This window comes from Xanthomonas sp. NCPPB 1132 (genome assembly GCF_056629235.1).
Window position 1 is genome coordinate 1,595,244 of the sequence record NZ_CM152819.1, and the last position, 17,304, is coordinate 1,612,547.

A 17,304-nucleotide genomic window follows, 5' to 3' on the forward strand; every position below is an offset into this window, starting at 1 on the left:
GGTCCGGGGAAACGCAATGCGGCGGCGGCCGGGATCGGCCGCCGCCGCGAGACTGCCACGGCGCCGGTTACAGGTCGACCATGAAGGTCAGGCCGACGGTGCGCGGCGGCGCGATGAAGGCGCTGTCGCTGCCGTCCACGCCGTTGAGGTAGCGCTTGTCGGTGAGGTTGCTGATCACCAGGTCCAGCTTGGCCTGCTGCAGTTGCGGGCTGAGTCCGCCCAGGGCGATGCCGAGGTTGGCGTCGAAGGTGGTCACCGCATCCAGCGCCGCGCTGTTGGCCGCGTCCAGGTAGCGCCGGCCCAGGTAGCGGCCGGACAGGCCGCCGTGCCAGCGCTGGCCCTGCCAGTCGGCCGACAGCACCAGGGTCTGCCGCGGCTGGCCGATCACCTGCGAGCCCGGGGCGATCTCCAGCGCCTGGTCGCGCGCGGCGTTGCCGCTGCCCAGGTAGGTGGCCTTGTTGTAGGTGTAGGCACCGTTGAGCCGCCAGCCGTTGTCCCAGGCGTAGCCCAGCGCCAGCTCCACGCCGCGCGCGTGCACGCCGCCGAAGTTCTCGTAGACGCCGTCGGTCTCGCCCAGGTAGTCGATGCCGGTGACGAAGTTGGCCGGCACGTAGACGATGCGGTTGTCGAAGCGGATGTCGTACAGGGTGATGCTGCCGGTCAGCGGCCAGCGGCTCATGCGCAGGCCGACTTCGATGTTGTCGGCGGTTTCCGGCTTGACCTTGCTCAGCACCAGCGGATCGGTCTCGCCGAGCACGCCGGAGGGGATCGCGCCGAAGTTCTGCGAGAAGCCGGCGAAGGCTTCCACGCCCTTGAGCGGCGTGGTCCAGGTCAGGCCGGCGGAGAACAGCGGATCGGAGTGCGAATCCGATTCGATGTGCGCGGCGTCGCCGATGCGGCGGTCGCGGGTCTGGTCGACGAAGAACTGCTTGACGCCCACGCGCCAGGCGAAGTCGCCGTAGCGCATCACGTCCTCGACGTAGTACATCTGCTCGTCGGTGCGGTAGTCGTCCTTGAACTGCACCCAGTACGGCACGTGGTCGAAGGCGATGTTGGTACCGACGTTGAGCAGGCGGTGCCAGTCGCGGGTGACGCTGCGGTCGTAGCGTTCCAGCCACAGGCCGCCGCGCACGGTGTTGTGCAGCCCGCCGACATCCTGCGCCCATTCCACGTCGGCGGTGACGCCGCCACGCTGGTTGTCGTAGTGGCTGTGGCGGTAGGACTGAACCGGCAGCGAGCCGGCCGGGTAGCAGGCCGGGTTGGACTCGGCCGGCAGCGTCGCGGTGTCGGCGCAGCCAGGCAGCATGCTCGCCGCCGCGCCGCTCGGGGTGACGAAGTAGAGCTTGCCCAGCGCGCTGCCGCCGTACACGGTGTGGCCGCCGGTGTATTCGGATTCGGGCTGGCCGGCGCCATCGTTGGTGACGTCGACCAGATACGGCGGAATCCAGTCGCCACGGCCCTTCATGCGGTGCGCGTAGCCTGTCAGGGTGGCCTTGAAGCCGTTGCCGCCGTCGAACAGGCCGCGCAGGTAGCCGAAGGTGTTCTTGCGTAAAGCGCGCGAGCCGGAGCGGTAGTTCTGGTCGTAGTAGGGGATGCCGGTGAGCGTGCCGGTGAGCAGGTCGTGGTCCGGATCGGTGGCGAACTGCGCCGGGGTGACGCTGCTGTATTCGGATTCGTTGGCGTCGTCGTAGGACAGGTAGCCGCTGAGCGTCCACGCGCCGAGGTCGCTGACGAACTTGCCGGCCAGGTGGTCGCGGGTGGTGTGGCCGCTGCCGTCGATCCAGTCGTCGTTGCTGGCATGCGAACCGCTGACCCAGGCGCGGGTGCCGCCGAGGTCGCCGCTGTCGTAGCGCGCGTAGTACTTGCGCGCCTGGTTGTCGCCGATGCCGAAGGCCAGGCGCACGCGCTGCTGGTCCAGCGGCTCGCTGGCGAGGAAGTTGAGGGTGCCGCCCAGCGCTTCGTTGGAACGCGAGGCGATGTCGGCGGTGCCCTGGCTGACCTCCACCGTCTCCAGGTCCAGGGTGTCGATGAAGCGGTTGGCCTTGGAGCCGCCGCCGTAGGCCGAGCCGCCGTTGGGCACGCCGTCGATGGTGGTGCCGATCTGCTGGTCGTCGCGGTTGGTGACGAAGCCGCGCATGCTGATCTGGGTGCCCCAGTCGGAGGAGCCGAACGCATCGGCCTCGGTGGCGATCACGCCAGGCAGTTCGTTGAGCGCGTCGTTGACGCTGCTCATCGCGAACTGGCGGTCCAGCGCTTCCTTGCTGACGTTGATCTTGGCGTAGGTGGTGGCCTGGCCGAGCACCTGCACCTGGTCGAGGGTGGAAACCTGGTCGCTGCTGTCGGCAGGCGCGGCGGTCTCTGCTGCGTCGGTGGCCTCGGCGGCGTGGGCGCAGGCGATGCTGGCGGCGAGCGCCAGCGCCAGCAGGGTCGGAGAAGGGGTGCGGAAATACGCCGAAACGGTCATCGGTTGCGCAGCTGCGTGAGGGGCGCTCATGTTCGTGCCGTGCGGTTTCGTGCGTGTGACCGGGATCTTGCGAATCGGTGCATCATGCGCAAATCTGCATGAATCGCGTGCGGGGCGGTACCCGGCGCCACGCGCACTGGCAACGGGTGGCTGGCGGTTGCGGCGGAGCCACTGCGTGTGCGCGGCTGTTCGGCACGGCGTCGCAGTGAGCGGCGCGTGCGGTGTTGACGGTGCGTGTCGGGCACGGATGCCGGCAGGCGATGCGGATTCGCCACAGCGAGCACGTGTCCTTCGCGGGGCGCACACAGGCGCACGCAGGCGCCGCGCGGTGGCGCGACCGCAGCCAGCGCTCCGCCGTGATGGCGCAGCACACGGCCGACCCGGCATCATCGCCGCTGCCGCCGCTGGCGGGTCCCCACCGGAATCTCCTGCCCGATGAGCCACGAACTGATCTACCTGCTGCTGATCTTCGCCCTGCTGGTGATCCCGCGCGCGCTGCAACGCTTCAAGATGCCGGCGCCGCTGACCTGCCTGCTGTTCGGCATCATCGCGATGCTGGCGATGGGGCCGCGTGCGCACGATCCGGTGGTGACCTTGCTGGCGACGCTCGGCATCTCCTCGCTGTTCCTGTTCGCCGGCCTGGAGGTGGACCCGAAGGCGTTGCGCCGCGGCCTGTGGCCGCTGCTGCTGCACCTGGTGGTGCGCGGTGCCACCCTGTTCGGCGTCGGCTGGCTGGCCTGGCGCTACGCCGCGCTGCCATGGCAGGCGGCCGGGTTGCTGGCGCTGGCCTTGCTGACCCCGTCCACCGGCTTCATCATCGAATCGCTGGGGCGGCTGGGGCTGGACGAGGAAGAACGCTTCTGGGTCACCAGCAAGGCTATCGCCGGCGAGCTGCTGGCGCTGGCGGCGCTGTTCGTGATCCTGCAGGCCGGCGATCCCTGGCAGATGGGCCTGTCCAGCCTGGCGCTGGTGGCGATGCTGGTCGGCCTGCCGCTGCTGTTCGTGGCCCTGGGGCGCTGGGTGGCGCCGCAGGCGCCGGGGTCGGAGTTCTCGCTGCTGGTGATGGTCGGCCTGATCGCCGCCTACATCACCTATTCGCTGGGCGTGTACTACCTGGTCGGTGCGTTCATCGCCGGGCTGGTGGCGCGGCTGCTGCGCCAGCGCATGCCGCTGCTGGCCTCCGACGAGAACCTGCAGGCGGTGCGCCTGTTCGCCTCGTTCTTCGTGCCGTTCTACTTCTTCAATGCCGGCACCAAGGTGCCGAGCGGGGCGCTGAGCCTGCAGGCGCTGGGCCTGGGCCTGGCCATGACCGCCTGCGTGCTGCCGCTGCGCATCGGCATCCTGTGGCTGCAGCGGCGGGTGCTGTTCGGCGAAGGCGCGCGCAGCAGCCTGCGGGTGTCGCTGGCGCTGTCGCCGACGCTGATCTTCACCCTGGTGCTGGCCGGCATCCTGCGCGACCGCTTCGCCATCGCCGATGCGCTGTTCGGCGCGTTGCTGCTGTACGCGGCCCTGACCACGCTGCTGCCAGCGCTGCTGCTGCGCATGCCGTTCGATGTCAGCCCGTTGGAGACGGCGCCGGCCACGCCGGCAGATCCCGCATCGGCGCAGGCACCGACGGCACCGGATGAGCCGGTCGCCGAGGCGCCGCTGGTGGACGCACCGACGCCGTCGGCGGGCGCACCGGAGACCGCGCCGCGGCCCCAGCCCGGGCCGGCGTGAGCCGGGACGCTTGAAAGCCGGCGTGCGGCCCCCATACTGGCCGCCTCCGTTGCTCTCGCGTTTTTGCCGCCATGCCGATCTACGCTTTCCAATGTGCCGCATGCGGTCACAGCTTCGACCGCCTGCAGAAACTGTCCGATCCCGATCCGGAGACCTGTCCGGCCTGTTCCGCCCCGGCGGTCAAGCGCCAGCTCACCGCGCCGGCGTTCCGCCTGTCCGGCAGCGGTTGGTACGAGACCGACTTCAAGAAGGACGGCGACAAGAAGCGCAACCTCGCCGAGTCGGGCAGCCCCGGCAGCAGCGGGGACAGCAAGCCCGCGCCCGCCGCTGCGACGTCCGACGCGCCGGCCAAGCCTGCTGCGGCGGCCACGCCTGCCGCGGCGCCCGCCGCAGCCAAGCCTGCGGCGACCTGAGCCTCGCCAGGCCGCGCAAGCGCGCGGCCTCTCGTAGGAGCGGCTTCAGGGCACCTCTAAAAACCCCACCTTTGGCATCATTGGTCTGGAGAACACGCCGAGGACGCCACGATGATCAGCCTGTTTGCCGGCCACGAACGCGAAGCCAAGCGGCAGCAGATCGGCGATCCTCTGGCTCTGCTGTCACGGCATATCGACTTTGCCGGGATTGCTCACGCCGTAGACGCGAAGCTGTCCTTGGGTACCGGCAAGCGCGGCGGCCGTCCGGCTTGGCCGACGCAGATGATGATCAAGCTGCTGCTGTTGCAGCAGTTGTACAACCTCTCCGACGATGCGCTGGAGTATCAGGTGCTGGATCGGCGCAGCTTCCAGCAATTCCTTGGACTGGAACACAGCGGCAAGGTGCCCGACGCCAAGACGATCTGGGTGTGGCGCGAACGGCTCAAGACCAAGGATCTGATGGGCGACATCAGCACGGCGATCGGTGAGCAATTGCAACGTGCTGGGTTCATTGCCCGCGGCGGTCAGATCATCGACGCCAGCATCGTCAGCGCTCCGATCCAGCGCAACACGCGCGAGGAGAACGCGCAGATCAAGCAGGGCGATGACGTCGGCCAGGACTGGAGTGATGCCAAGCGTGCGCAGAAAGACGTGCAGGCACGCTGGACCAGGAAGCATGGGGTGACGTTCTACGGCTACAAGCTGCACGCCAGCACGGACCGCCGCTGGGGTTTCATCCGCCGCTACGACGTGAGCGCGGCCAACGTGCACGACAGCCGCCACTTCGAGCAGGTGCTGGACCCGGACAACACCGGCCGCACGGTATGGGCCGATAGCGGGTATGCCGATGCAGCGCGAGAAGCAGACCTGAAAAAGCGTGGTTACCGCCCCGCGATCCAACATCAAGGGCAGGCACGCAAGCCCTTGAGCGAGGCAGCAAAGCGCCGGAACCGTCGCATTGCCAAGGATCGGGTGTTCGGCGAGCACCCGTTTGCGCGCTTGGCCCAACAAGGCGGCAAGTTCGTACGCTGCATCGGCTTGGCGCGGGCAAAGGTGGTGATCGGGCTGAAGGTCGCCAGCCATAACGTGATGCGGCTGGCACGGCTACAGGAGCGGGCCATGGTGCCGGCGTGATCGGCTGAGGTGGCCGAGCGGCCACCTCAGCCTCCCAACCACCACGATCAGGCGCCGCTCTGGTGCCGTTGCGACAGATGCTGCCCCTGGCTCCAGGTCGTGGCAGGTTGTTCGAGGTGCCCTTCAGCCGCGACCGCGGATTACCCGGTCGCGGCTAATCCAAAAGAACGGCAAGCGCCGCCCTAAAATCGGCCTGTAGCCATGCATCGGGCCGCGCAGCACGCCACGCGGCCCGTGTGTCTTCGCTCAGCGCGCGCCGAAGCGCGCCCGGCAGCCGCCGTTGACCCACACCGTATTGCCTTCGTAGCCCCAGCTGCGGCCTTCGGCGCAGGTGGTGCCGGACAGTTGTTCGATCAGCACCGGGCGGCCCTGGCGGCGGTCCCAGGCGCAGGTGCGCAGGCGCTTGTCGTCGCTGCTGCAGGTCACCGTGTAGCCGTTGTCCAGCGGCGGCCGGCCCGGTCCCCAGCCACCGCCGCCGCGGCCCTCGGCGAACTCGCCACGGCAGCCGTCGTCGACCCACACCGCGCCATCGCGCGAGCCCCAGGTGCGGCCTTCGATGCAGCGGGTGTCCGACAGCTGTCGCACCAGCATGGCATTGCGCCAGCCGGTCGGGCAGATACGCTGGCGCTGGTCCTGGCTTTCGCAGCGCACGGTGCCGGCCACGCCGCCACCGCCGCCACCGCCCCAGTTGCCGCCCGGAGCGCCGCGGCCTTCGACGAAGCGGCCGCGGCAGCCCTGGTCCACCCACACCACGCCGGGCGCCGAGCCCCAGGTGCGGCCTTCGATACAGGGCGAGTCGGAGAGGGTGCCGACCAAGCGGGCGGGCCCGCGGAACGGGGTCGCGCACTGTTGGCGGCGACGGTCGTTGCTGGAGCAGGCGACGGTGCGGCCGTCGAAGCCCGGTTCCTGCCGCCAGCCGCCGCCGCTGCCGCGCAGCGAGGTGGCGATGTCCTGCTGGATGTTGCCGAAACTCCAGCCGCGGTCGATCTGGTCCAGATAGAACTCGAGCTGGTCGTCGGGGATCTGCCGGCCGCGCGACTGGTCGGCGTATTCGCGCTCGATCACCCGGACCCGGCCAGGGACCGACAGTTGCCGCAGGTCCTGCGGGGCATAGGCGCGGGCGCTCTGGGCCGCGGCTGGGGCGCTGGCCAGGGCCAGCGCGGCGATCACCAGCCAGGTGCCAAGGGGCTTCAACATGGGTTCTCTCCTCCCCGTGAATGGTGCGCGGACTATAGCCGCAGGCAAACTTAAGCCAGGGTGAGCCGGGCGACGATTTGCCCGGGCCGGCGCCGCGCCGCAGAATATCCGGCTTGCCGGCGCCTTCTGCGCCGGCCGCCCCCTGTTTGGAGCTAGCGATGCGTACCCACTTCTGCGGCCTGGTCGACGAGACCCTGATCGGCCAAACCGTCACCCTGGCCGGCTGGACCGACGTGGCCCGCAACCTCGGCGGCGTGTGCTTCATCGACCTGCGCGACCACGAAGGCATCGTGCAGGTGATGGTGGAGCCGGAGAACGCAGACGTGTTCAAGGTCGCCGCCAGCCTCGGCTACGAGGACGTGCTGCAGGTCGAGGGCGTGGTGCGCGCGCGGCATGCGGTCAACGACAAGCTGCGCAGCGGCAAGGTCGAGGTGATCGCCACGGCCATCACCGTGCTCAACAAGGCCGCGCCGCTGCCGTTCCACGCGCACGAGAACCCGGGCGAGGAAACCCGCCTGAAGTATCGGTATCTGGACCTGCGCCGCCCGGAGATGCAGCGCATGCAGCGCACCCGCATCAAGCTGGTGCAGGCGCTGCGCCGCTACCTGGACGAACGCGGCTTCCAGGACATCGAGACCCCGATCCTGACCAAGGCCACCCCGGAAGGCGCGCGCGACTTCCTGGTGCCGGCGCGCATGCACCCGGGCGAGTTCTACGCGCTGCCGCAGTCGCCGCAGCTGTTCAAGCAGATCCTGATGGTGGCCGGCTTCGATCGCTACTACCAGATCGCGCGCTGCTTCCGCGACGAGGCGCTGCGTGCCGACCGCCAGCTCGAGTTCACCCAGCTCGACATGGAGTTCGCCTTCGTGCGCGAGCGCGACGTGCAGGACTTCGTCGAGGCGATGGTGCGCGCCATCTTCAAGGAAGTGGTCGATGTCGAACTGGATGCCGAATTCCCGCGCATGACCTGGGCCGAGGCCATGCGCCGCTACGGTTCGGACAAGCCGGATCTGCGCATCGCGCTGGAACTGACCGACGTCGCCGAGCTGGTCAAGGACAGCGACTTCGCGGTGTTCAGCAACGCCGCGGGCGACCCGGACGGCCGCGTCGCCGCACTGCGCATTCCCGGCGGCGCCAGCCTCTCGCGCAAGCAGATCGACGAATACGCCGCGCACGCCGCCAAGTACGGCGCCAAGGGCCTGGCCTACGTCAAGATCGCCGACAGCGGCGAGATCAGCTCGCCGATCCAGAAGTTCTTCGGCGAGGCCGCCTTCGCCGCGCTGCTCGCCCACGTCGGTGCCGGCAACGGCGACATCGTGTTCTTCGGCGCCGGCGCCTACGGCAAGGTCTCCGACTTCATGGGCGCGTTGCGCTTGAAAGCCGGCAAGGATTTCAATCTGGTCGCCGACGGCTGGCGTCCGCTGTGGGTCACCGATTTCCCGATGTTCGAGTGGGACGAGGAGGCGCAGCGCTACGTGGCCCTGCATCACCCGTTCACCGCGCCGGCCGTGGACGACATCGCCGAACTGCGCACCCACGCCAAGACCGCGGTGTCGCGCGGCTACGACATGGTGCTCAACGGCAACGAGATCGGCGGCGGTTCGATCCGTATCCACCGCCCGGACATGCAGAGCGCGGTGTTCGAGCTGCTCGGCATCGGTGCCGAGGAAGCGCGCGCCAAGTTCGGCTTCCTGCTGGATGCGCTGAACTACGGCGCGCCGCCGCACGGTGGCATCGCCTTCGGCATCGACCGCATCGCCGCGCTGATGGCCGGCACCGAGTCGATCCGCGACGTGATCCCGTTCCCCAAGACCACCGGCGCGCAGGACCTGATGACGGACGCGCCGTCGCCGATCGCCGACGCGCAGCTGGCCGAAGTGCACGTGCAGGTGCGCCCGCAGGCGCAGTGATCCCTTTCTTCCAACCGTAGCGCAGGCCGACACATGAGCGAGACCGCATTCAATCTGGAGTGGGAAACCCTCGGCAACGAGGGCGCAGTGGAGGCCATCGTCACCCAGCGCGCGCGCGTGTTCGGCGGCTGGTTGGTGCGTGCCGGCAGCGGCGCCAACGCGCCGCTGGCGTTCGTGCCGGATCCGGAGGGCCGTTGGGACGGCGAGGACTTCGGCGAGGACGACTACGAGTACGAGGAAAACGAGGAGGAAGAAGAGGACGAGGACGAGGAAGAAGGCGACGACGAGGACGACGGCGAAGAGGCCGACGCCGACGCCGCGCACCCGGCGCGCTGAGCCGTGCTGATTCGTCGCGCCACGCCGGACGATGCCGCGGCGGTGACCCGCATCGCCACGGCCACCTTCTGCGAAACCTTCGGCCATCTGTACCCTGCGCAGGATCTGCAGGCCTTCCTCGACGAAGCCTATTCGATCGAGCGCGCGCAGGTGGTGCTGGCGCATCCGGACTACGCGATCTGGCTGGTCGAGCATGACGGCGAGGTGGTGGGACACGCCGCCGCCGGCCCCTGCGGCCTGCCGCATCCCGAGGTGACGCCCGGCGACGGCGAACTGAAGCGGCTGTACCTGCTGCGCGCGCACCAGAACGGCGGCTGGGGCGCGCGGCTGTTCGAGACCGCCCTGGCCTGGCTGGAGCGCGACGGCCCGCGCACGCTGTGGGTCGGCGTGTGGTCGGAGAACCTGGGCGCGCAGCGTTTCTACGCGCGCTACGGCTTCGAGAAGGTCGGCACCTACGAATTCCCGGTGGGGCAGGTGCGCGATCTCGAATTCATCCTGCGTCGGCCGCCGCGCGCGGGCTGACGCCTGCCGCCGGACGTCGTCCAGGGATGCCGCGTCGACACAGCGGCAACGAACGCGCGCTAGAGTGCTGGTCTGTCCAGCCTGCAGGAGAACGCGCCATGTTCCGACCGTGGATGGGAATCGCCGCCGTGTTGCCGCTGCTGGCCGCGTGCGCACCTCCGGCCAAGTTGCAGCCGGCCAGTGGCGGGCCGAGCGTGCAGGGCGATGGCCGCTGCAACGTCGAGGCCGTGGCCTGGGCGGTGGGCCAGGAGGCCACCCAGGCAACCATGAGCCGGGTCTGGAAGGAGAGCGGGGCCGGCGTGGTGCGGCCGATCGCGCCGGGCCAGGCGGTCACCCGCGACCTGCGCCTGGATCGGCTCAACGTATTCCTGGATGGCAGCAATCACATCGTCCGCACCACCTGCGGTTGAGCCGCGCATGCCCGCCGCGCCGCAGGTGCTGTTGCTGCATGGCATCTGGAACGCGCGGCCGTGGCTGCTGCCGCTGGCGTTGCGCCTGCGCCGCGAGGGCTGGCGCGTCGCCAGCTTCGGCTATTCGACCGCCTTCGGCGGTGCCGAGGCCGCGCTTCCACGGCTGCACACGCGCATCGAACGTATGGCCGACGCCGGTCCGGTGGCGTTGGTCGGGCATAGCCTCGGCGGCCTGATCGCCTTGCAGGCATTGCAGCAGGCGCCAACACTGCCGGTGACCCGGGTGGTGTGCCTGGGCAGCCCCTTGGCCGGCAGTGCCGCCGCGCGCGCCCTGGCACAACGGCGGCTCGGGCGGGCGCTGGGCCGCAGTGCGGCGCTGTTGCAGCGGGGCGTGGCGCGTTGGGACGGGGCGGCCGAGGTCGGCATGATCGCCGGCACTGTGGCCCGCGGCCTTGGCGCGCGCTTTGCCGCGCTCGGGCCGGCGTCCGACGGCAGCGTGGCGCTGGCCGAGACCCGCGTGCCTGGCCTGGGCGATCACTGCCAGGTCCGCGCCAGCCACAGCGGCTTGCTGTTCTCGGTGGAGGCCGCGCGGCAGACCGCCGCGTTCCTGCGCGACGGCCGCTTCGCCGCCTGAGCTGGCGTCTGCCAGAACCCAATGCGCTGCGGCGCCGGTCGCGCCGCACTGCGATCCATCGCGACCGCCTGGCGCCGGCGTAGGGCGATGCCGCCGCTTACGGCGTCACGAAGGTCTTCAACCAGTCCAGCGTGGGGTTGAGCGCCCAGGCGGCGGTGCCGCTGCGGTAGTTGCCGTCGACCAGCACGCCCGCGCACTGGGTGCCCGGATAGCCGCCGAAGCCCATGAAGCAGTGGTCGGCGTAGAGGTCCTGCACCTCGCGGTCCTTGACGACGTACCAGCCGCTGCCGTTGCTGCGGAAGCACGACTGCTGCCCGTCGCAGCGCAGGCCGGTGACCAGTTGCGCCTGCGTGCGGGCGATGTTCTCGGTGCCGCCGACGAACATGTCGCGTTCGCCGTTGATGATGCGCAGGCGATCGGACGGCAGCGAGTGGTTGCCGTCGGCGATGCACGACGCCAGGTTGTAGTAGGCGGTGTAGGTCGCGCCTGTGCCCTGGCCGAACGAGGCGGCGACCCGGGGATCGTAGTCGTGCGCGAGCACCGAGATGATCGAGCCCTGGCTGAGGCCGCCGGTCACCACGCCCTTGGAGCAGTCGGCCTTGTCGCGGGCGCAGAGCTGGGCGATGGCGCTGTTGAGATTCTGCGCATCGAAGATGGCCTTGGCGCGATTGCCGATGACGCCGCAGCTGCCGAAGCTGGCGTTGTCGTACTCCACCGAGGCCGCCACGAAGCCCTTGGCCGCGGCGGCGTTCACCGCGGCCATCGCCCAATTGCTCTGGTAGTTCTCGCCGGTGCCGCCGATATGCACGTACACCGGGTACTTGCCGGCCGCGCGGGGTTCCTGGCCGCTGATCGCATAGGTGGTGACGCCGGCGCTGTAGCGCCCCCGGAAGGCATCGGTCTGGGCGCTGGCAAGGCCCGGGGCGGCGAGGGCGGCCAGGGCCAGGCAGCGCAGGGCCAGCGACAGGAACGGGTGGGCGAGGGACGTGCTGCAGGACATGGGGGATCTCCTTCGATGCGATGGAACGCTGGCGCGACCGGCGCGTTCAGCCTCCCAGTGGGGCGCTACAGTCTTGGCGGCAGTCCGCGCGCCGGGGTAGACAGCCCGCCAAGACTTGACGGCCACCACGGGCCGGCGCGCACCCGAGCGGGAGGCACCGTCGGGGAGCGGGACGCACGCGCGGACACGTGCCCCGGTCGTCGTCGGCCCGCCTGGGCCGCGGGATGTGCGCTGCATCAGGTAAAATCCGCGCCTTGTCCTTACAACTGTCCGGAACGCCCCATGGGTAGAGGCCCCTCGATCGAAGCCCGCAAGAACGCATCCGATGCGAAGCGCGGCAAGATTTTCACCAAGATCATCCGCGAGATCGGCGTCGCCGCGCGCGCCGGCGGCGGCGATCCGTCCAACAACCCGCGGCTGCGCGTGGCGATGGACAAGGGGCTGGCCTCCAACATGTCCAAGGACGTGATCGAGCGCGCGATCAAGAAGGCCACCGGCGAACTGGAGGGCGTGGAGTACGAGGAAGTGCGCTACGAGGGCTACGCCCCGGGCGGGGTGGCGGTGATAGTCGACTGCCTGACCGACAACCGCGTGCGCACCGTGGCCGATGTGCGCCACGCCTTCAGCAAGTGCGGCGGCAACATGGGCACCGACGGCTCGGTGGCCTTCATGTTCAAGCGCCTGGGCGTGCTCAGCTTCGCCGCCGGCGCCGACGAGGAGAAGATCACCGAGGCGGCGATCGAGGCCGGCGCCGACGACATCGTGGTCTACCCCGAGGACGGCGCGATCGACGTGCTGACCGCACCGGAGGCGTTCCAGGCGGTCAAGGACGCCATGGACGCGGCCGGCCTGGCTGCCGACCACGCCGAAATCACCTTCCGTGCCGACAACGACATCGCCGTGGACGGCGACACCGCGGTGCAGGTGCGCAAGCTGCTGGACATGCTGGAAGACCTGGACGACGTGCAGAACGTCTATTCCAACGTGGACCAGGCCGCGCTGAGTGACGGGGGCTGAGACCATGACCGCCGGGGCCCGGGGCCCAACACCCGGAACCCGGAAGAACGCCGTGCCGGCACCGGAGGCATCGCAGGCATCGATGGCTGCCACGGGCATCTCTGCCCGCACGGGCGCTGCTTTCCCGATTCCCGATTCCCGAATCCCCAATCCCGGCTCCACCCGCATCCTCGGCATCGACCCCGGCTCGCAGCGCACCGGCGTGGGCATCATCGACGTGGACGCGGCCGGCCGTACCCGGCATGTGCACCACGCGCCGCTGGTGTTGCTGGGCGAGGGCGACTTCGCCCTGCGGCTCAAGCGCCTGCTGCACGGACTGGACGCGCTGATCGAGGAGTACCGGCCGCAGGAAGTGGCGATCGAGCGCGTGTTCATGGGCAAGAGCGCCGACGCGGCGCTGAAGCTCGGCCATGCCCGCGGCGCGGCGATCTGCGCGGCGGTGCTGCGCGAACTGCCGGTGCACGAGTACGCGGCAAAAGAGATCAAGCTCGCCGTGGTCGGCAAGGGCGCGGCGGAGAAACAACAGGTGCAACACATGGTCGGTCTCATGCTGAGCCTGACCGGCAAACTTCAGGCCGACGCCGCCGACGCGCTGGCCGTCGCCATCACCCATGCCCACGTGCGCGCCACCGCGCAGCGCCTGGGCGTCAGCACGCAGCAGGCGTGGAGTAGAAAATGAGTGGAGCTGGGATTCGGGATTCGGGATTCGGGATTGGCAACAGCCGCGCGCATGTGCGCCGGCCCCGCTTTGGCGAATCCCCAATCCCCAATCCCCAATCCCGGCACCTCGCACGAGGCGCCCAATGATCGGCCGTCTGCGCGGAATCCTGGCCTACAAGCAGCCGCCGTGGCTGGTGATCGACGTGGGTGGGGTGGGGTATGAGCTGGAGGCGCCGATGAGCACCTTCTACGACCTGCCCGACGTCGGCCGCGACGTCATCCTGTTCACCCACTATGCGCAGAAGGAGGACAGCGTGTCGCTGTACGGCTTCCTGCGCGAGGGCGAGCGGCGCCTGTTCCGCGACGTGCAGCGGGTCAGCGGCATCGGCGCGAAGATCGCGCTGGCGGTGCTGTCCGGGGTCAGCGTGGACGAGTTCGCGCGGCTGATCACCGCCGCCGACGTCACCGCGCTGACCCGCATCCCCGGCATCGGCAAGAAGACCGCCGAGCGCATGGTGGTGGAGCTGCGCGACCGCGCGGCAGACTTCAGCGGCGGCGCGCCGATCACCGGGCAACTGGGCACCGACGCGGTGTCCGAGGCCACGGTGGCGCTGCAGCAGCTCGGCTACAAGCCGGCCGAGGCGGCGAAGATGGCGCGCGACGCCGCCGCCGACGGCGACGAGGTCGCCACGGTGATCCGCAAGGCCCTGCAGGCGGCGCTGCGCTGACCGCCCGGTCGGCCCGGCTTCTCCCCGCTCTTTCTTCACGTTCTGGCGCTACTCTTCCCACCATGTCCAGCTCCTCCAGTTCCGCCGCCCGCCCGGGCAGCCACGATCCGCATGCCAAAACGGGCCTGGGGGTGATGCTGACCGCCATCGGCGTGGTCTTCGGCGACATCGGCACCAGTCCGCTGTACACGCTCAAGGAGGCGTTCTCGCCGCACTACGGGCTGACCCCGGACCACGACACCGTGCTGGGCATCTTGTCGCTGGTGTTCTGGGCGCTGATGCTGGTGGTCACGGTCAAGTACGTCACCGTGATCATGCGCGCCGACAACGACGGCGAGGGCGGCATCATGGCGCTGACCGCGCTGGCGCAGCGGACCCTGCCGGGCGGCTCGCGCTCGATGTACGTGGTCGGCATCCTCGGCATCTTCGGCGCCTCGCTGTTCTTCGGCGACGGCGTGATCACCCCGGCCATCTCGGTGCTGTCGGCGGTGGAGGGCCTGGAGGTGGCCGCGCCCAAGCTGGAACCGTTCGTGGTGCCGATCACCCTGGTGGTGCTGGGGATGCTGTTCATGGCCCAGCGCTACGGCACCGAGCGGGTGGGCAAGGCGTTCGGGCCGATCACCCTGGTCTGGTTCGTGGCGCTGGGCGCGATCGGCGTCTACAACATGGCGCGGGCGCCGGAAGTGCTGCACGCGCTCAACCCCTGGTGGGGCGTGCGCTTCTTCGCCGAACACAACTGGCACGCGGTGTTCGTGCTCGGCGCGGTGGTGCTGGCGGTGACCGGTGGCGAGGCGCTTTACGCGGACATGGGCCATTTCGGCGCCAAGGCGATCCGCCGCTCCTGGCAGTGCGTGGTGTTGCCGATGCTGACCCTGACCTACCTGGGGCAGGGCGCGCTGGTGCTGCGCGACCCGGCTGCGGTCAGCAATCCGTTCTACGAGGCGGTGCCGGAGTGGGCGCTGTACCCGATGATCGTGCTGGCCACCGCGGCCACGGTGATCGCCTCGCAGGCGCTGATCACCGGCGCCTACTCGGTGGCCAGCCAGGCCATGCAGCTGGGCTACATCCCGCGCATGCACATCCGCCACACCTCGCACTCCACGATTGGCCAGATCTATGTGCCGGCGGTGAACTGGTGCCTGCTGGCGCTGGTGGTGGTGGCGGTGATCGGGTTTGGCGACTCGACCTCGCTGGCCACAGCCTACGGCGTCTCGGTCACCGGCACCATGCTGATCACCACCGTGCTGATGGTCATCTACGCGCGCGCCAACCCGCGCGTGCCGGCGCCGCTGCTGTGGCTGTTCGCGCTGGTGTTCCTGGCGGTGGACTGCGCGTTCTTCTACGCCAACATCATCAAGTTCCTGGACGGCGCCTGGTTCCCGCTGCTGCTGGGCCTGATCCTGTTCACCCTGATGCGCACCTGGCGCCGCGGCCGCAAGCTGCTGCACGACGAGATCCGCAAGGACGGCATCAAGCTCGACACCTTCCTGCCCGGGCTGATGCTGGCGCCGCCGGTGCGCGTGCCCGGCACCGCGGTGTTCCTGACCGCCGACCCGATGGTCGTGCCGCACGCGCTGATGCACAACCTCAAGCACAACAAGGTGCTGCACGAGCGCAACGTGTTCCTGACCGTGGAGACCCTGCAGGTGCCGTATGCGGCGGCCGGGCAGCGGCTGAAGATCGACGCGATTGGCGACGAGTTCTACCGCGTCTACGTGCGCTTCGGCTTCATGGAGACCCCGGACGTGCCGCTGGCGCTGATGCGCTCCTGCGACCAGGGCGGGATCTACTTCGACCCGATGGACACCACCTATTTCGCCAGCCGCGAGACCATCGTGGCCAGCGCCAACCGCGGCATGCCGATCTGGCGCGACAAGCTGTTCGCGGTCATGCACCGCAACGCCGCCCCCGCCACCGGCTTCTTCCGCATCCCCGGCAACCGCCTGGTGGAACTGGGCGCGCAGGTGGAGATCTGAGGCCGCCTGCGGCGGCCGGGATTGGGGAGTCGGGATTCGGGATTGGTCAAGGCCATGGCGCTGAGACCGTCCCGCAGCCGATACTATTGCGCTACCAATCCCGAATCCCCACTCCCCAATCCCGGCTCTAAATGGACCGCATCATCGCCAGCAGCGCCACCCGCGAGGATGAGGCGGCCGAGGCCAGCATCCGCCCCAAGCGGCTGGACGACTACCTCGGCCAGCAGCCGGTGCGCGAGCAGCTGTCGATCTACATCGAGGCGGCCAAGGCGCGCGGGGAGGCGATGGACCATGTGCTGATCTTCGGGCCGCCGGGCCTGGGCAAGACCACGCTGAGCCACGTCATCGCCAACGAGTTGGGGGTCAACCTGCGGGTCACCTCCGGCCCGGTGATCGAGAAGGCCGGCGACCTGGCCGCGCTGCTGACCAACCTGCAGCCGCACGACGTGCTGTTCATCGACGAGATCCACCGCCTGTCGCCGGTGGTGGAGGAAGTGCTGTATCCGGCGATGGAAGACTTCCAGATCGACATCATGATCGGCGAGGGCCCGGCCGCGCGCTCGATCAAGATCGACCTGCCGCCGTTCACCCTGATCGGCGCCACCACCCGCGCCGGCCTGCTGACCGCGCCCTTGCGCGACCGCTTCGGCATCGTCCAGCGCCTGGCCTTCTACACCCCGAACGAGCTGGCGCAGATCGTGCGCCGCTCCGCCAGCATCCTCGGCATCGCCTGCAACGCCGACGGCTGCGCCGAGATCGCACGCCGCGCGCGCGGCACCCCGCGCATCGCCAACCGCCTGCTGCGGCGGGTCCGCGACTTCGCCCAGGTCCGCGCCGGCGGGCAGATCGACCTGGCGGTGGCGCAGGCCGCCACGCAGATGCTCAAGGTCGACGCCGAGGGCTTCGACGAACTCGACCGGCGCATGCTGCGCACCATCATCGACTACTTCGACGGCGGCCCGGTCGGCGTCGAGTCGCTGGCCGCCTCGCTGTCGGAGGAACGCGGCACCCTGGAGGACGTGATCGAGCCCTACCTGATCCAGCAGGGCTACCTGATCCGCACCGCCCGCGGCCGCATGGCCACCAACAAGGCCTATCTGCACTTGGGCTTGCAGCCCAAGAACAGGGAATCGGGAATCGGGAATGGGGAATCGGGGGCGCTGTTCTAGGATGTTCTGGTTATC

General features: G+C 69.5%; 16 protein-coding genes. 13 read left to right on the forward strand and 3 right to left on the reverse strand.

The features are described 5' to 3' along the window. Positions 1–67 precede the first annotated feature (67 nt). On the reverse strand, positions 68–2,464 hold the full coding sequence (locus tag AC1G9L_RS06780) for a TonB-dependent receptor domain-containing protein (protein WP_019800923.1): 2,397 nt from the start codon (positions 2,462–2,464) through the stop codon (positions 68–70). A 435-nt stretch (positions 2,465–2,899) separates the two neighbouring features. Between AC1G9L_RS06780 and AC1G9L_RS06785 the strand changes: the two genes are divergently transcribed. From AC1G9L_RS06785 to AC1G9L_RS06795, 3 genes are all read left to right on the forward strand, one after another. Further along, complete coding sequence (locus AC1G9L_RS06785; RefSeq protein ID WP_010344328.1) at positions 2,900–4,183, forward strand: cation:proton antiporter; 1,284 nt, start codon at positions 2,900–2,902, stop codon at positions 4,181–4,183. Positions 4,184–4,254: 71 nt separating this feature from the next. Then, positions 4,255–4,596, forward strand: coding sequence for an FmdB family zinc ribbon protein (locus AC1G9L_RS06790; RefSeq protein WP_010344327.1), 342 nt, complete (start codon positions 4,255–4,257; stop codon positions 4,594–4,596). 111 nt (positions 4,597–4,707) lie between these two features. Next, positions 4,708–5,730, forward strand: coding sequence for an IS5 family transposase (locus AC1G9L_RS06795; protein WP_019798968.1), 1,023 nt, complete (start codon positions 4,708–4,710; stop codon positions 5,728–5,730). 246 nt (positions 5,731–5,976) lie between these two features. Here AC1G9L_RS06795 and AC1G9L_RS06800 read toward each other — a convergent pair whose 3' ends face one another. Beyond that, on the reverse strand, positions 5,977–6,927 hold the full coding sequence (locus AC1G9L_RS06800) for a DUF3011 domain-containing protein (protein WP_010344326.1): 951 nt from the start codon (positions 6,925–6,927) through the stop codon (positions 5,977–5,979). A 158-nt stretch (positions 6,928–7,085) separates the two neighbouring features. Between AC1G9L_RS06800 and aspS the strand changes: the two genes are divergently transcribed. The 5 genes from aspS to AC1G9L_RS06825 all read left to right on the forward strand — a co-directional run bounded on the left by aspS (position 7,086) and on the right by AC1G9L_RS06825 (position 10,739). Next, positions 7,086–8,837, forward strand: a complete 1,752-nt coding sequence (gene aspS / locus AC1G9L_RS06805) for an aspartate--tRNA ligase (protein WP_019800387.1) — start codon at positions 7,086–7,088, stop codon at positions 8,835–8,837. Between the two features lie 33 nt (positions 8,838–8,870). Continuing rightward, the gene (locus tag AC1G9L_RS06810; protein ID WP_019800388.1) at positions 8,871–9,173 is read left to right on the forward strand and encodes a hypothetical protein; all 303 of its coding nucleotides are present in this window, start codon (positions 8,871–8,873) and stop codon (positions 9,171–9,173) included. A 3-nt stretch (positions 9,174–9,176) separates the two neighbouring features. Beyond that, positions 9,177–9,695, forward strand: a complete 519-nt coding sequence (locus tag AC1G9L_RS06815) for an N-acetyltransferase family protein (protein WP_481070554.1) — start codon at positions 9,177–9,179, stop codon at positions 9,693–9,695. 98 nt (positions 9,696–9,793) lie between these two features. Then, a complete protein-coding gene (locus AC1G9L_RS06820; protein WP_010344322.1) occupies positions 9,794–10,105 on the forward strand; it encodes an I78 family peptidase inhibitor in 312 nt (103 codons plus the stop codon). A gap of 7 nt (positions 10,106–10,112) precedes the next feature. Next, the gene (locus AC1G9L_RS06825; RefSeq protein WP_481070555.1) at positions 10,113–10,739 is read left to right on the forward strand and encodes an esterase/lipase family protein; all 627 of its coding nucleotides are present in this window, start codon (positions 10,113–10,115) and stop codon (positions 10,737–10,739) included. Between the two features lie 97 nt (positions 10,740–10,836). Here AC1G9L_RS06825 and AC1G9L_RS06830 read toward each other — a convergent pair whose 3' ends face one another. Next, positions 10,837–11,739, reverse strand: coding sequence for a hypothetical protein (locus tag AC1G9L_RS06830; protein ID WP_019800779.1), 903 nt, complete (start codon positions 11,737–11,739; stop codon positions 10,837–10,839). Positions 11,740–12,021: 282 nt separating this feature from the next. Here AC1G9L_RS06830 and AC1G9L_RS06835 point away from each other — a divergent pair, with 282 nt between their 5' ends. The 5 genes from AC1G9L_RS06835 (at position 12,022) to ruvB (ending at position 17,289) form a co-directional block, all read left to right on the forward strand. After that, positions 12,022–12,756 carry a YebC/PmpR family DNA-binding transcriptional regulator gene (locus AC1G9L_RS06835; protein WP_010344319.1) on the forward strand — a complete coding sequence of 245 codons (735 nt, stop codon included), beginning with the start codon at positions 12,022–12,024 and terminating at the stop codon, positions 12,754–12,756. An 82-nt stretch (positions 12,757–12,838) separates the two neighbouring features. Then, entirely contained in the window at positions 12,839–13,435 is a 597-nt protein-coding gene (ruvC, locus tag AC1G9L_RS06840; protein WP_019800778.1) for a crossover junction endodeoxyribonuclease RuvC, read from the forward strand. Positions 13,436–13,559: 124 nt separating this feature from the next. Continuing rightward, positions 13,560–14,144: a Holliday junction branch migration protein RuvA gene (ruvA, locus tag AC1G9L_RS06845; RefSeq protein ID WP_017907444.1), complete on the forward strand. Its 585-nt coding sequence runs from the start codon at positions 13,560–13,562 to the stop codon at positions 14,142–14,144. A 62-nt stretch (positions 14,145–14,206) separates the two neighbouring features. Continuing rightward, positions 14,207–16,120 carry a potassium transporter Kup gene (locus AC1G9L_RS06850; RefSeq protein ID WP_010344316.1) on the forward strand — a complete coding sequence of 638 codons (1,914 nt, stop codon included), beginning with the start codon at positions 14,207–14,209 and terminating at the stop codon, positions 16,118–16,120. Between the two features lie 131 nt (positions 16,121–16,251). Beyond that, the gene (gene ruvB / locus AC1G9L_RS06855) at positions 16,252–17,289 is read left to right on the forward strand and encodes a Holliday junction branch migration DNA helicase RuvB (protein ID WP_019800777.1); all 1,038 of its coding nucleotides are present in this window, start codon (positions 16,252–16,254) and stop codon (positions 17,287–17,289) included. Positions 17,290–17,304 lie beyond the last annotated feature (15 nt).

Bases quoted from the DNA above. Each gene is read 5' to 3' on its own strand.
- ruvB (WP_019800777.1), top strand. From the start codon at position 16,252: ATGGACCGCATCATCGCCAGCAGCGCCACCCGCGAGGATGAGGCGGCC.
- AC1G9L_RS06835 (WP_010344319.1), top strand. From the start codon at position 12,022: ATGGGTAGAGGCCCCTCGATCGAAGCCCGCAAGAACGCATCCGATGCG.
- AC1G9L_RS06790 (WP_010344327.1), top strand. From the start codon at position 4,255: ATGCCGATCTACGCTTTCCAATGTGCCGCATGCGGTCACAGCTTCGAC.
- ruvA (WP_017907444.1), top strand. From the start codon at position 13,560: ATGATCGGCCGTCTGCGCGGAATCCTGGCCTACAAGCAGCCGCCGTGG.
- AC1G9L_RS06800 (WP_010344326.1), bottom strand. From the start codon at position 6,927: ATGTTGAAGCCCCTTGGCACCTGGCTGGTGATCGCCGCGCTGGCCCTG.
- AC1G9L_RS06780 (WP_019800923.1), bottom strand. From the start codon at position 2,464: ATGACCGTTTCGGCGTATTTCCGCACCCCTTCTCCGACCCTGCTGGCG.
- AC1G9L_RS06850 (WP_010344316.1), top strand. From the start codon at position 14,207: ATGTCCAGCTCCTCCAGTTCCGCCGCCCGCCCGGGCAGCCACGATCCG.
- ruvC (WP_019800778.1), top strand. From the start codon at position 12,839: ATGGCTGCCACGGGCATCTCTGCCCGCACGGGCGCTGCTTTCCCGATT.
- AC1G9L_RS06795 (WP_019798968.1), top strand. From the start codon at position 4,708: ATGATCAGCCTGTTTGCCGGCCACGAACGCGAAGCCAAGCGGCAGCAG.
- AC1G9L_RS06785 (WP_010344328.1), top strand. From the start codon at position 2,900: ATGAGCCACGAACTGATCTACCTGCTGCTGATCTTCGCCCTGCTGGTG.
- AC1G9L_RS06830 (WP_019800779.1), bottom strand. From the start codon at position 11,739: ATGTCCTGCAGCACGTCCCTCGCCCACCCGTTCCTGTCGCTGGCCCTG.
- AC1G9L_RS06810 (WP_019800388.1), top strand. From the start codon at position 8,871: ATGAGCGAGACCGCATTCAATCTGGAGTGGGAAACCCTCGGCAACGAG.
- AC1G9L_RS06820 (WP_010344322.1), top strand. From the start codon at position 9,794: ATGTTCCGACCGTGGATGGGAATCGCCGCCGTGTTGCCGCTGCTGGCC.
- aspS (WP_019800387.1), top strand. From the start codon at position 7,086: ATGCGTACCCACTTCTGCGGCCTGGTCGACGAGACCCTGATCGGCCAA.
- AC1G9L_RS06825 (WP_481070555.1), top strand. From the start codon at position 10,113: ATGCCCGCCGCGCCGCAGGTGCTGTTGCTGCATGGCATCTGGAACGCG.